Source organism: Hydrogenophaga sp., assembly GCF_030373245.1.
Taxonomy (GTDB): Bacteria; Pseudomonadota; Gammaproteobacteria; order Burkholderiales; family Burkholderiaceae_C; genus Hydrogenophaga.
In genome coordinates this window covers 408,206-421,384 of sequence record NZ_JAUCZF010000004.1, presented here as the reverse complement: position 1 = coordinate 421,384, position 13,179 = coordinate 408,206, and the positions used below count along the sequence as shown (strand labels likewise).

Here is a 13,179-nt window from a genome sequence, read left to right as displayed (position 1 = left end):
CGGTGGCGTTGCTGGCAGCTTCGAACGCGCAGCGCCCTTCCAGCAATGCAATGACCGGGAAAATCTCGTCCAGATCCTGCTCCGTGATCTGGCTCACAAAGCAACCCCGACGTGGCTCGTGACGCAGCAGACCTTCGGCCGTGAGCACCTTGAGCGCCTCGCGCAGCGGCGTGCGCGAAATCGACAGCTCGGCGCAAAGTGCCGGCTCATCGACAAAGCTACCCGGAGCCAGGTCGCCAGCGAAGATGCGGTCACGCAGCTTCGCGGCCACTTCGTCGTGCAGGGAATTGAGCACCAGTCGCATCAGTCCAGAGAAGTAATTACCTGTAATTTCGTATAATTATGAGTCCGCAAACAAAACCCACCAGGTGGGTTTTCCCTTGCACGCGCAGGCTCAGGTGGGGCGCCGACCAAACCACCACCACAGCCCCGCGCCCCCCACGATCATGGGCACGCAGAGCCATTGGCCCATGCTCATGCCCAGCGAAAGCAAGCCCAGGTAGGCGTCAGGCTCGCGGAAAAACTCGGCGATGAAACGCAAAACGCCATAGCCGAACACGAAGGCCGCAGCCACCTGCCCTTGCGCGCGCGGTTTGCGAGCGTACAACCAGAGCAGCACAAACAGCAGCAAACCTTCCAGCAGGAACTGGTAAATCTGCGATGGGTGGCGCGGCAGATCACCCGCGCCGCGAAATACCATGCCCCAGGGCAGCGAAGGGTCGGTCACGCGACCCCACAGTTCGCCATTGATGAAGTTGCCCGCGCGGCCGGCGGCAAGTCCCGTGGGCACGCAAGGCGCCACAAAATCCATCACCTGCAAAAAGGGGCGTTGTCGACTGCGCGCGTACCAGACCATGGCCACGATCACGCCCAGCAAGCCACCGTGAAAACTCATGCCCCCTTGCCAGACGGCGAATATCTCCAGCGGATGCGCCAAGTAATAAGCCGGCTTGTAGAAGAGGCAGTAGCCGATGCGCCCTCCCAGCACCACGCCAAGCACGCCAAGAAAAAGGATGTCCTCCACATCACGGCGGACCCAGGGCTGTGGCGTGCGGACCAAGGCAAAAGGCTCGTGCTTGAGACGCGCGTTGCCCAGCAGGATGAAGAGGCCAAAGGCCGCCAGGTAGGTCAGGCCATACCAGTGGATGGCCAGCGGGCCCAGTTGCAGCGCAACCGGGTCGATCTGAGGGTGGATGAGCATGGGCGCTATTGTGCCTTTGCAAAGCGGATCAGCTGCGCCAGGGCCGGCGACACGGCCGCCTCACGCCAGACCAGGCTGGTCTCGCAGGTGGGCAGCGAGAGCGTGTGTCCATCGGCAGCGGTCATCCGCGACACCGGGCTCAGCGGCCGGTAGACAACACCAGGTCGCTGAAACTGGCGCACGCTGGCCGGCACCCAGGCCACACCCAGGCCGGCGGAGACCAGGTTCACGATGGTCTGCATCTGGATCGCCTCCTGCGCTACCCGGGGGGATCGCCCGGCCGCGTGGTAAAGGGCAAAAATGCCGTCGTGCACCGACGGAAGGATGCGCCTGGGGAACATCACCAGTGGCTCGTCAAGCACCGCCGACATCCCCGGTCGCTTGACGCCGGCCAGCGGGTGTGTATCCGGCAGGGCCAGCACCAGGGGTTCCGTCGATGCGCGCCAGCGCGCCAGGTCCGGAGGAAAAAACCCCGGGGCGTGCAGCATCAGGCCCGCGTCCACCTCCCCCCGCGCCAGCCAGTCCAGCTGCACGTCGCCGGTGGCCTCGATCAGCTCCAGCGCCACCTGCGGCCAGCGCTGGCGAAAGCCGGTCACCCAGCGCGGCAGAAGATCAAAACCTACCGTGGACACAAAAGCCAGCTTCAAGCGGCCGATTTCGCCAGCCTCGGCTGCATGCGCCTTCGCGGGCAAGGCCTGGGCCCGGGCCAACAGCTCGCGCACCTCGGGCACCAGCGCCAAACCCGTCGGCGTGAGCCTCACGCTGCGCTTGGTGCGATCGAACAAACGCACACCCAGCAGCCGCTCCAGTCCTGCGATCGCCTGCGTCAGCGGCGGCTGCGTCATGTGCAGCCGCTGGGCCGCGTGGCCAAAATGCAGCTCTTCAGCGAGCACCAGAAACTGGCGCCACAGCCGCAGCTCGATCCAGGGGTGTTCGACCGTTCTCATACAAGCCACATATTATTCAGTACGGACATATCTATTGGAAAGAAGCTTTCGCCCATCGCATACTGTTGGCGAAGATCCTTGTACGCTCTGGCCTCAACGCCCATTCCCACTTCACCGCACCGAAAGACTCCCATGGCCGACAACAAAGTCATCCCCATTCAACCGATGAATCCGCGCAGCCGGAATATCACGCAAGGCAAGTCGCGTGCGCCCAACCGTTCCATGTACTACGCCATGGGCTATGAACAGGATGACTTCGTCAAGCCCATGGTCGGCGTGGCCAACGGTCACAGCACCATCACCCCTTGCAACTCCGGATTGCAAAAGCTTGCCGACGCGGCCATTGCCGGCATTGAAGAAGCCGGCGGCAACGCTCAGGTATTCGGCACGCCCACCATCTCCGACGGCATGGCCATGGGCACCGAAGGCATGAAGTATTCGCTGGTCAGCCGCGAGGTCATCAGCGACTGCGTGGAGACCTGCGTGCAAGGCCAGTGGATGGACGGCGTGGTCGTCATCGGCGGCTGCGACAAGAACATGCCAGGTGGCTTGATGGGCATGCTGCGCGCCAACGTGCCCGCCATCTATGTGTATGGCGGCACCATCCTGCCCGGCCACTACAAGGGCAAGGACCTGAACATCGTCAGTGTGTTTGAAGCAGTGGGCGAAAACGCGGCCGGCAAGCTCAGCGACGAAGACCTGCTGGAGATCGAGAAGCGCGCCATTCCCGGCACCGGTTCCTGTGGCGGCATGTACACCGCCAACACCATGAGCTCGGCCTTCGAAGCACTGGGCATTTCCCTGCCCTACTCGTCCACCATGGCCAACCCGCACGACGAGAAGATGAACTCGGCCAAGGAATCGGCCAAGGTGCTGATCGAAGCGATCAAGAAAGACATCAAGCCGCGCGACATCGTGACCCGCAAGGCGATCGAGAATGCGGTGGCCGTGATCATGGCCACGGGCGGCTCGACCAACGCGGTGCTGCACTTTCTGGCCATTGCCCACGCGGCCGAGGTGGAGTGGACCATCGACGACTTCGAGCGCATGCGCAAAAAGGTGCCGGTGCTGTGTGACCTCAAGCCCAGTGGACAGTACCTTGCGGTGGATCTGCACCAAGCCGGCGGCATTCCACAGGTGATGAAGATGCTGCTCAACGCCGGCCTGCTTCACGGCGACTGCCTGACCATCACCGGTCAGACCATGGCGGAGGTTCTGAAGGACGTGCCCGATGCGCCGCGTGCCGACCAGAAAGTCATTCGTCCCATCGACAAGCCGATGTACGAGCAAGGCCACTTGGCCATCCTCAAAGGCAACCTCAGCCCCGAGGGTTGCGTGGCGAAGATCACCGGCCTGAAGAACCCGGTGATCACCGGCCCGGCCAGGGTGTTCGATGACGAGCAATCTGCGCTGGAGGCCATCCTGGCCGGAAAAATTGTGGCTGGCGATGTGATGGTGCTGCGTTACCTCGGCCCCAAGGGTGGCCCTGGCATGCCTGAAATGCTGGCGCCCACGGGTGCATTGATTGGCGCGGGCCTGGGCGAGAGCGTGGGCCTGATCACGGATGGCCGCTTCTCTGGCGGCACCTGGGGCATGGTCGTAGGCCACGTGGCGCCCGAGGCTGCGGTCGGCGGCACCATCGCCTTCGTGCACGAGGGCGACAGCATCACCATCGACGCGCGGCAGTTGCAGCTGGAGCTGCACGTGTCGGACGAGGAGATTGCGAAACGGCGTGCGGTCTGGACTGCACCGGCTCCACGCTACACGCGCGGCGTGCAGGCCAAATTTGCATTCAACGCGGCGAGCGCCAGCAAAGGCGCCGTGCTGGACAACTACTGAGCGGCAAGCGCCAATGGATGGCATCTCCCGTCACTTTTCAGATTGAGTGCGTTGCTCGTCGCAACTGCTGCTTCTCCCGGCGCATGAGGCTTGAAACGACGCGCTGGAGGTGATCAGACCTCCATCTGACGGCTGCCGTCCGTGATGCGCGATCCGTGAACCTTTGGTTCACGGACTGCCTGGTCAGCGTCGCGCCCGGTTCGATGGCGGCCACGCCACACAACGATGCAAAGGGCACCAGGCCGATCAAAGCGGCGGCCAGTTCCGGCGCAGTTCTGGACTGGATTGCAGCGTCATCGGTTCTTTGCACCGGTTTGTCATGGGCGGCATGTTCCTCAGTCTTGCGCGATGGCGCCTTTACCCAGGTTCACGGTAGACAGCGAGGGTTCGGCATGACCGCCCATTGCCCTGCCTGCGGCCCTGATCTGGTGCGACGGCTCAGCGCTGACCCGGCGCGCCAGAACGCATGGTTGGCCCCGCCGCGGCGCTGGGTGGACGCGGGCCAGGCCCTGCAATCAGGCGTCGCGTCAAGGAGTGCTGGGCGGCTCTGGCTTTGTCAGCGCACACCAGGATCCGCGTGGACTCACCGCGACTGATCGGCCACTTGCCGTTCCTTGTTCCATTACCGGCGATCGATTTCGATGACTGAAGGGCCCTGGGGAACGGTTGCGCGAGATCGGCGCAATTGACAGCAGTCACTTGCCGACTGCGTCATCAATGCCGTGGTTACTGGTCGCTGGCACCGCCGCCCTTCATGGGCTTCGCTGACCACTCTGGAACAGAGACCGTGAATTCGACGGCTGCCGACGACCAACCCATACCCGCTGCAGAGCAGTCCTCCCCCATCGGAGCGAGCACGGCACCACCTGCTCGGAAAGTGCCTTTACACCCCACCCCCATAAACAAATGATCCGAATGTATTTGGGTGTTCAACCCGCGCGCCTCATCATCCGCGCCCATGTTGCTGCCCGAATCCACCCACGCGCTGTTCGTGGGCCTCCTCCTGTTCGTTCTGTTCTTCAGCTTTGTGCGCGAATGGGTCAAGCCCGACGTCGCGGTGCTGAGTGCCGTGGCGGTGTTGCTGGTGGCCGGCCTGCTGAGCCCGGCCCAGGTGCTGGGGGGTTTCAGCAACTCGGCGCCGTTCACCATTGCCTGCCTGTTCATCATCAGCGGCGCGCTCAGCCGCACCGGCTGTGTGGACTGGCTGGGCGAGCGCATGGCGCAGGCGGCGGGCCGCAGCGAAGGCCGCCTGCTGCTGGGCCTGTTGATGGTGGGGCTGGTGGTGTCGCCTTTCATCAACAACACGCCGGTGGTGATGGTGATGATCCCGGTGGTGATCAGCCTGGCCACACGCCTTTCGCTCAGCCCGTCGCGGCTGCTGATTCCGCTGTCGTACGCCACCATCTTGGGCGGCACGGTCACGCTGGTGGGCACGTCCACCAACATCCTGGTGGACGGGGTGGCGCGGGACCTGGGCCTGGAGCCCTTCAGCATGTTCGAGATCACCGCGCCGGCGCTGCTGATCGCGCTGCTGGGCTGCGGCTTCATGCTGCTGTTTGCGCGCCGCTGGCTGCCCGCGCGCGAGACGCTGACACAACAGTTCAGCGCCAGCGCCGACCGGCTGTTCATGACCGAACTGTTTTTTGCCCGAGGGCTCGCGGCTGGCCGGCCACACGCTGCAGGACGCTCGCCTGGCCAACGGCCAGACGCAGGTGCTCAAGCTGTTCCGCGGTGAAGAAGAATGGAGCGCGCCCGCACCCGGCACGCAGCTGCAGACCGGCGACCGGCTGGTGGTGCATTCGCGCAGCAGCGCCATGGTGGACCTGCGCGGCAGTGACTTGGTGGGCCTGCACGCGGCACCCGCGCCGCAAGGCGATGGGCACGACCTGGAAACCCTGCGCCAGCGCGATGTGGTGATCGTCGAGGCGCTGGTGGGCCAGACCTCGCGCTATGTGCAGCGCCCCATTCGCGACCTGGACCTGGCCTCGCGCTACGGCATCCACCTGATCGCGGTACACCGCAAGAACGCGTCCATCGCCGACATTGGCGACGACTTCCAGCTGCAGTTTGGCGACGTGCTGCTGGTGGAAGGCACACCACGCCAGATCCGGCGCTTTTGCGACAACGGCGACCTGTTCGCGCTGACCGAAAGCAGGGGCAGCGCGCAGCGGCGCCACAAAGCACCGGTGGCCGTGGCCACCATGGTGGGCGTGATGGCGCTGGCCGCGTTCGATGTGATGCCGATCGAGGGCCTGGCGCTGATCGGCGCGGTGCTGGTGGTGCTGACCGGCTGCCTCAAGCCGGACGAGGCCTACAAGTCGATCGAGTGGCCGATCCTGATGCTGATCTACGGCATGCTGGCCATCAGCGTGGCGATGCGCGAATCGGGCCTGTCGGAGCTGGCGGCGCAGCAGCTGGTGCACTGGGGCGGGGGCATGTCGCCGTGGCTGGTGCTGTCGCTGGTGATCCTGGCCACGTCCGTCGCCACCGAATTCCTCAGCAACAACGCGGTGGCGGTGCTGTTCACGCCGGTGGTGGTAGGCGTGGCACTGCAGCTGGGTGTGGACCCGCGCCCCTTTGTGGTGGGCATCATGTTTGCCGCCAGCTTCAGCTTTGCCACCCCCATCGGCTACCAGACCAACACCCTGGTCTACAGCGCGGGCAACTACCGCTTCAGCGACTTTGCCCGCCTGGGAGTTCCGATGAACCTGCTCACCTGGGCCGCCAGCCTGCTGATCCCGCTGTTCTGGCCATTCCAGCCCGGTTGAAGGGCTTGCGGCACGCTGCCGGCGGGAACTTGATGGCTTGGGGCAAGCTCTGCCCATGAGCCTATTGACACCCACCATGCCCAACACACCCCAACACTTGATTGAGGCCGATGGCCTGTCCATGCAATACACCATCGGCCCGCGGCAAGTCACGGTGCTGCGAGATGTGAACCTGCGCATCACCGCCGGCACGCGGGTGGCCATTGCCGGGCCGTCGGGTTCGGGCAAAACCTCGCTGCTGCTCTTGCTCAGCGGGCTGGAGCGGCCCGGCGCGGGCAGCATCCGCGTGGACGGTGTGGACCTGGGCAGCCTGAGCAGCGACGGACTGGCCGACCTGCGGCGCGAGCGGGTGGGCATCGTGTTTCAGAGCTTTCATTTGCTGCCCAGCCTGAGCGCGTTGGACAATGCGGCCCTGCCGCTGCAGATGGCCGGGCGGCGCGATGCGCGCGCGCTGGCCGCCGCCATGCTGGAGCGCGTGGGTCTGGGGGGTCGGCTCGATCACCTGCCCAGCCAGCTCTCGGGTGGCGAACAGCAGCGGGTGGCGATTGCGCGCGCGCTGGTGCACCGCCCGCGCCTGCTGCTGGCCGACGAGCCCACCGGCAACCTGGACGACCAGACCGCCGAGTCGGTGCGCGAGCTGCTGTTCAGCCTTAACCGCGAACTGGGCACCACCCTGGTGCTGGTGACGCACGACCTGGACTTTGCCGCGCGCTGCGACCGCGTGCTGCGCCTGCACGACGGGCAATTGCACGAGACGCCTGCAAGGCAACCCACGGAGGCCAGCGATGCCCTTCCTGCTTGACCTGGCCTGGCGCGACCTGCGCGCGAGCGGCCGGCGCCTGTGGATTTTTGTGGCCTGCCTGGTGCTGGGCGTGTCGCTGGTGGCGGCGGGCGGTGGCCTGTACCGCCAGGTGGCCGACGCGCTGCGCGACGACGCGCGGCTGATCTTTGGCGGCGATGTCGAGATCGAGGCACCGGCGCCGCTTCCAGCCGACGCGCTGGCCTGGATGGCGCAGCGCGGCACCGTATCGCGCGTGATCGAGCTGCGCACCATGCTGCGCACCGAGACCGGCCGCGCCCAACTGATCGAACTGCTCAGCGCCGACGACGCTTACCCACTCTACGGCAGCGTGGCGCTGCAACCGGCGGGCACGCTGGCCGACACGCTGCAAGCCCGCGACGGCCAATGGGGCGCGGCCATCGACGCGTCGCTCGCCACGCGCCTGGGCCTGAAAACCGGCGACCGCATCGACATCGGCGACCTGAGCCTCACGGTGCGAGCGCTGATCGTGCGCCAGCCCGACCGCAGCCTTCGCGCCGACTGGGGCGCCGCGCCGGTGCTGGTGGCCGAAGGCGCGCTCATGGCCACCGGCCTGGTGCAGCCGCTCAGCCGGGTGGAGTACCGCTACCGCGTGCGTACGCCCGAGCTGGCCTCGGCCTGGCGCGACAGCTTCGTGAAAACCTTCCCCACGCTGGACGCCGAAACCCGCAGCTTCGACGAGCGCAGCGACCGCATGGCCGAGGTGCTGGGCCAGATCGGCTCGGGCCTGCTGCTGATCGGTTTTTCGGCATTGTTCATTGGTGGGCTGGGTGTGTTCAACAGCGTGCAGGCCTACCTGCAGGGCAAGCTCACCAGCCTAGCCACGCTGCGGGCGCTGGGCCTGCGCGACGGGCGGCTGGCCGCTTTCGTGTTGCTGCAGATCCTGCTGCTGGCGGTGCTGGCCAGCGCGGTGGGCGTGCTGCTAGGCCTGGGGCTGGCGCTGGCCGGTGCGCAACTGGCGGCCGACAAGCTGCCGGTGACCCTGCTGCTGAAAAGCCTGTGGGCACCGGCGCTGGTGGCGCTGGTGTTTGGCGTGTTGACCGCGCTGGCGTTTTCGCTCCCGGCGCTGGGTCGGGCCTTGTCGGTCAGCCCGGCCGCGCTGTTCCGGGGTGTGGAGGGGCAAGCGCTGCGCACGCCGCGCCGCGCGCTGTGGTTCACCGCTGCGGTGGCCACCGCCACGCTGGCGCTGCTGGTGGCGGTGCTGCCCGACCCGCGCTTTGGCCTGGCCTTTGTGCTCACCACCGCCGCCTTGCTGGGCGTGCTCGACCTCGCCACGCGCGGCCTGCGCCGCCTGGCCGCGCGCCTACAGCACCACGCCGCCCTGCCCTTGCCGCTGCAACTGGCGCTGGCCGGTCTGCAGCAGCCGCATTCGCCGCTGCGCACCGCGTTGCTCTCGCTGGGGTCGGCGCTCACCCTCCTGGTGGCCTGCACGCTGGTGGTGATGACGCTGCTGCGCACGGTGAACGACACCGTCCCCGATCAGGCACCAGCCCTGGTGTTCTACGACGTGCAGACCGAGCAAATCGACTTGCTGCGCGAGACGCTCCAGGCGTCGCCCGGCCTGCAGGCGGTGAAGATCGCGCCGCTGGTGCTGGGGCGGCTGGTGGCGGTGAACGGCGCGGCGCTGATGGAGAGCGACGACGGCGAGCGCGCCCGCGAATCGCGCGACGAACACAAGCTCAGCAACCGCAGCGGAAACTTCGACGACGTGGTGATTGACCGCGGCGCCTGGTGGCCGCTGAACCATGCGGGCGCGCCGCTGGTGGCGATGGAAGACCGCGAGGCCGATCAGCTCGGCCTGCAGGTGGGCGACCGGCTGCGCTTCGAGATCATGGGCACTCCGGTGGAAGCCACGCTGAGCGCCATCTACAGCCAGCGGCGCATGCAGTCACGCCTGTGGCTGGAAGCCATCTTCAGCGACGGCGTGCTCGACCCCTTCATCACCCGCCACGTGGGCGCGGCCTGGATGCCGCCCGGCGGCACGCTGGACGCGCAAGACCGGCTGGCCGCCGCCGCGCCCAACATCGCCACCGCGCGCACCGAGTCGATGCTGCGCGAGACCCGCGCCCTCATGGGCCGGGCCAGCGGCGGGCTGGCGGTGGTGGCCGGTGTGTGCCTGGCCGCGAGCCTGCTGGTGCTGGCCAGCGTGGTGGCCGCCAGCCGCACCCGCCAGCTCTACGACGCCACGGTGATGCATGCCCTGGGCGCACGCCATTCGCTGCTGCGCCGCGTGCTGGTGTGGGAATACGTGTTGCTGGCTACGGTGACGGGCGGTTTTGCCTTGCTGGCCGGCAGCGCGCTGGCCACAGCGCTGTTGCTGTGGCGGCTGGACATGAGCCCGGCGGGCCTGTACTGGACCGGGCTGCTTACCGCTGCGGGTGTGAGCGCGCTGAGCCTCGGCCTGGGCGCGCGCTATCTGCTGCGCCAGATGCGGCTCAACCCCGCACTGCTGTTGCGCAGTGGGGGTTGAGAGTGCACGGCCTGACCACTGTCAGGCATCAAGGAAGTGCTCAGGAGCCGCTGAAGGGCAACGAGGAGTGGTGCACCACGATGCGCAGCGCGCCCTTGTCGTCCTTCACGAAGCCCCAGGTCTTGTCGACGCTGGTCACCTTGCCGTCAGGACCGGTGAACATCACGTTGCCCATGGTGGTGGCAGAGTCGCCGGCGATGAACACGGCGGAGTTGGCCACTTCGCACTTCGTCCAGCCTTTGAGCGCAAATCCGGTGTCCTTGGGGAAGGCGGCGTTGCCACCGACAAAGTAGGCCAAAGCGCCTTCGCGGGTGGGGCGGAAGGTTTGCGGCACCACGGTCAGCGTGGGCTTGAACAGCACCGCGCCCATCTGGTAACCGTAGGCGGCGTCGATCACTTTCTCGGCCAGGGCTTTGGCGGCAGCCTGACCCTCGCGCTTGTGCGTTGCGCTGATGTCAACCAATGCTTTGCACCAGGCTTTCTGGCCAGCGAGCACCTCGGCTTCGGAAAGGGCCTGATTGACCACCGGAGCGCTGGCCAAGGCCATCGGGCTCAGGGCAACAGCGAACAGGGCGGCGGCGATGCGGGTCGGGTTCTTCATGGTTTTTCCTTTGTGGGAGAGATGACTCAAGGGTTTCAAACATGGCCAGCGGTTCGCTTGTCCACACCGCCATTGAACGCGGCCGGTTTGAACCTCAGTTGAATCGGTGATGAACCGGCACTGAACCGAACATGAACGCCAGATGACGGCCGCAAAACGCCGCTGGCCTGCACCACAATGGCCACATGCTGCGCAAACGCCTCACCGTTGCCCTCGCCCTGCTCGCCCTGGCCGCCGTGCTCGAAGGGCTGATGGCACTGTGGGCACTCAACGTGGCGGCCCAGCACCTCGAGCGCGGTCGTGTGGTGGGCGACATCCAGCACGGCTTCGTTGAGCTTTCGGTGACCAAGCAGCGTCTGCGCACCTGGGTTTCGCAACGCCAGCTCAACGCCGGGGCCGACCCGGCCGAGCGCGACCGGCTGCTGCAGTCCATGCGCCAAACGCTCTCGCACCTGCAGGACCTCTCCACGCGTGCCCTGTCCCTTGATCCCGCGCCTGCCACGCGCACCGAACACCTGCAGCGGCAAGACGCGCTCGCGGTGCTCACGCGCAGCGTCGATGCCCTGGCGCGAGAGATCGAGCAGGTGCAGCCGCTGGACCCGGGCAGCGACTCCCGCATCACCTGGGACGCGCTCAACGAACGCTTCGACGTGAGCGACGGCCGCGACCTGCGCGAGATGCTGGCCCAGAGCAGCGCCCGCGAGGCGGCAGCGGTGCAGCGCGAGCGCAGCGCCGCCGATCGCACCCTGGCCTGGATGCGTGCGCTGTGGATGGCGGCCGCGACTTCGCTGGCACTGAGTGCGCTGCTGCTCGCCGCCTACCTCACCCGCGCGCTTCGCCAGCCGCTGGAGCGGCTGAGCGAGGGTGCGCTGGCGCTGCAGCAGGGCAACCTGGCGCACCGCATTCCCGATCAGGGAAAAGACGAGTTTTCGGCGGTGGCGCGCAGCGTCAACGCCATGGCCGCCGAACTCGCGGAACACCGCGCGGCCGAGCAACAGACCCGCACGCGCCTCGAAGAGCAGGTGCAGACACGCACCGCCGAGCTGGAAGGCGCGTTGCAAACGTTGCGCGATCTGGACGCGCGCCGGCGCCAGCTGTTTGCCGATATCAGCCACGAGCTGCGCACCCCCACCACCGCGATCCGCGGCGAGGCCGAAATCACGCTGCGCGGACAGGCCAAGCCGCCCGCCGAGTACCAGGCAGCGCTGAGCCGCATCGTGGAAGCCTCGAGCCAGCTCGGCCTGGTGATCGACGACCTGCTCACCATGGCCCGCAGCGACATCGATGCGCTCGCCCTGCAGCGCCGCGACATCGATTTCGCGCAACCGCTGGAAGAAGCCATCGCTCAGGCGCAGGCTTTGGGCCGCGAGCGGCAGGTGAGCGTGCAAGCCAGTCCGCCGCCCGCGGGCGCGCTGACCCTGCTGGCTGATCCGCAACGCCTGCGCCAGTTGCTGACCCTGTTGCTCGACAACGCGATCCGCTATTCGGAGCCAGGCGGCACGGTCAACGTGCAGGTGCTTCGAACCGACGAGCCCCACCCGCGCTGCGGATTTGAGGTGCACAACACCGGCATTTCCATCGCCGACCACGAGCTTCCGCGCGTCTTTGAGCGCAGCTTCCGTGGCGAACAGGCGCGCCGCCACCGGGCCGACGGCAGCGGGCTGGGCCTGGCCATCGGTGCCTCACTGGCGCGCGCACACGGCGGCGAGATCCGCCTGGTGAGCCACCCCGAGCGCGGCACCACCGCCACCCTGTGGCTGCCCATCATCACCCACCTGGAAACCGAAACCGCATGAACATCCTGGTGGTGGAAGACGACGCGCGCATTGCCGACTTTCTGCAGCGTGGCCTGCGCGCCGAAGGGCACCGCTTGCAGGTGGCGCGCACCGGCCCCGAGGGACTGGCGATGGCGCAAGAGGCGGCGCGTGGCGCGCGCACCGGTGGCGACACCACCGTGATATTGCTCGACGTGATGCTGCCCAGCATGAGCGGTCTGGAGGTCTGCCAGACGCTGCGCGCGGCCCAGGTGTCGCTGCCCATCCTGATGCTCACCGCCATGGCCACGCTGGAGGATCGCGTGGCTGGCCTGCGGCTGGGCGCCGACGACTACCTGTGCAAGCCCTTCGAGTTTGAAGAACTGCTGGCCCGCATCGAAGCGCTGGCCCGGCGCGGCCGCGCGCAACACCAGGCCACACCCACGCGCCTGTGCGTGGCCGACCTGACGCTCGACCGCGAAACCATGCGAGTCACCCGGGCCGGTCGTGACCTCACGCTCACCGCGCGCGAGCTGGCGTTGCTGGAACTGCTGATGTCGGCTCCCGGGCGCCTGTTCAGCCGCGAGCGCATCTTGGCCAACGTCTGGGGCACAAGCGAAGATCCCCTGACCAATGTGGTCGATGTCTACATCCGCCGCCTGCGCAGCAAGATCGACGACGGTCATTCCGCGCCCCTGATTCACACCCTGCGTGGCCTGGGCTACCGCCTGGAAGACCCAGGTTCGGCGGCAACGTGAGCCGGGTGCCCGGGCTGCAAT

Annotated in this window: 11 protein-coding genes; 7 read left to right on the top strand and 4 right to left on the bottom strand. The window is 66.9% G+C overall.

What is annotated here, in order from left to right; genetic code table 11:
- From QUV25_RS12180 to QUV25_RS12170, 3 genes are all read right to left on the bottom strand, one after another.
- Positions 1 to 304, bottom strand: a 304-nt coding sequence (locus tag QUV25_RS12180; protein WP_300864203.1) for a GntR family transcriptional regulator, incomplete at its 3' end; no start/stop codon positions are given.
- Positions 305 to 394: 90 nt separating this feature from the next.
- Positions 395 to 1,201 (bottom strand): prolipoprotein diacylglyceryl transferase, encoded by an 807-nt coding sequence (lgt, locus tag QUV25_RS12175; protein WP_300864201.1) that lies wholly within the window; start codon positions 1,199 to 1,201, stop codon positions 395 to 397.
- A 5-nt stretch (positions 1,202 to 1,206) separates the two neighbouring features.
- Positions 1,207 to 2,148 (bottom strand): LysR family transcriptional regulator, encoded by a 942-nt coding sequence (locus QUV25_RS12170; protein WP_300864199.1) that lies wholly within the window; start codon positions 2,146 to 2,148, stop codon positions 1,207 to 1,209.
- A gap of 132 nt (positions 2,149 to 2,280) precedes the next feature.
- On the opposite strand from QUV25_RS12170, the gene ilvD reads away from it, so the two are divergent.
- The 5 genes from ilvD (at position 2,281) to QUV25_RS12145 (ending at position 10,045) form a co-directional block, all read left to right on the top strand.
- A complete protein-coding gene (gene ilvD, locus QUV25_RS12165) occupies positions 2,281 to 3,987 on the top strand; it encodes a dihydroxy-acid dehydratase (protein ID WP_300864197.1) in 1,707 nt (568 codons plus the stop codon).
- A 958-nt stretch (positions 3,988 to 4,945) separates the two neighbouring features.
- Positions 4,946 to 5,722, top strand: coding sequence for an SLC13 family permease (locus QUV25_RS12160; protein ID WP_300864195.1), 777 nt, complete (start codon positions 4,946 to 4,948; stop codon positions 5,720 to 5,722).
- Positions 5,631 to 6,755 carry an SLC13 family permease gene (locus QUV25_RS12155; RefSeq protein WP_300864194.1) on the top strand — a complete coding sequence of 375 codons (1,125 nt, stop codon included), beginning with the start codon at positions 5,631 to 5,633 and terminating at the stop codon, positions 6,753 to 6,755. Before QUV25_RS12160 ends, QUV25_RS12155 begins: the two co-directional genes overlap by 92 nt.
- Before the next feature lie 55 nt (positions 6,756 to 6,810).
- Positions 6,811 to 7,557 carry an ABC transporter ATP-binding protein gene (locus QUV25_RS12150; protein ID WP_300864192.1) on the top strand — a complete coding sequence of 249 codons (747 nt, stop codon included), beginning with the start codon at positions 6,811 to 6,813 and terminating at the stop codon, positions 7,555 to 7,557.
- Positions 7,541 to 10,045 carry an FtsX-like permease family protein gene (locus tag QUV25_RS12145; protein WP_300864191.1) on the top strand — a complete coding sequence of 835 codons (2,505 nt, stop codon included), beginning with the start codon at positions 7,541 to 7,543 and terminating at the stop codon, positions 10,043 to 10,045. Before QUV25_RS12150 ends, QUV25_RS12145 begins: the two co-directional genes overlap by 17 nt.
- A 40-nt stretch (positions 10,046 to 10,085) precedes the next feature.
- On the opposite strand, the gene QUV25_RS12140 is transcribed toward QUV25_RS12145, so the two are convergent.
- The gene (locus tag QUV25_RS12140; protein WP_300864189.1) at positions 10,086 to 10,646 is read right to left on the bottom strand and encodes a hypothetical protein; all 561 of its coding nucleotides are present in this window, start codon (positions 10,644 to 10,646) and stop codon (positions 10,086 to 10,088) included.
- Between the two features lie 185 nt (positions 10,647 to 10,831).
- Here QUV25_RS12140 and QUV25_RS12135 point away from each other — a divergent pair, with 185 nt between their 5' ends.
- Complete coding sequence (locus QUV25_RS12135; protein WP_300864187.1) at positions 10,832 to 12,442, top strand: ATP-binding protein; 1,611 nt, start codon at positions 10,832 to 10,834, stop codon at positions 12,440 to 12,442.
- Positions 12,439 to 13,158, top strand: a complete 720-nt coding sequence (locus tag QUV25_RS12130) for a response regulator transcription factor (RefSeq protein WP_300864185.1) — start codon at positions 12,439 to 12,441, stop codon at positions 13,156 to 13,158. Before QUV25_RS12135 ends, QUV25_RS12130 begins: the two co-directional genes overlap by 4 nt.
- The last annotated feature ends 21 nt before the right edge of the window (positions 13,159 to 13,179 follow it).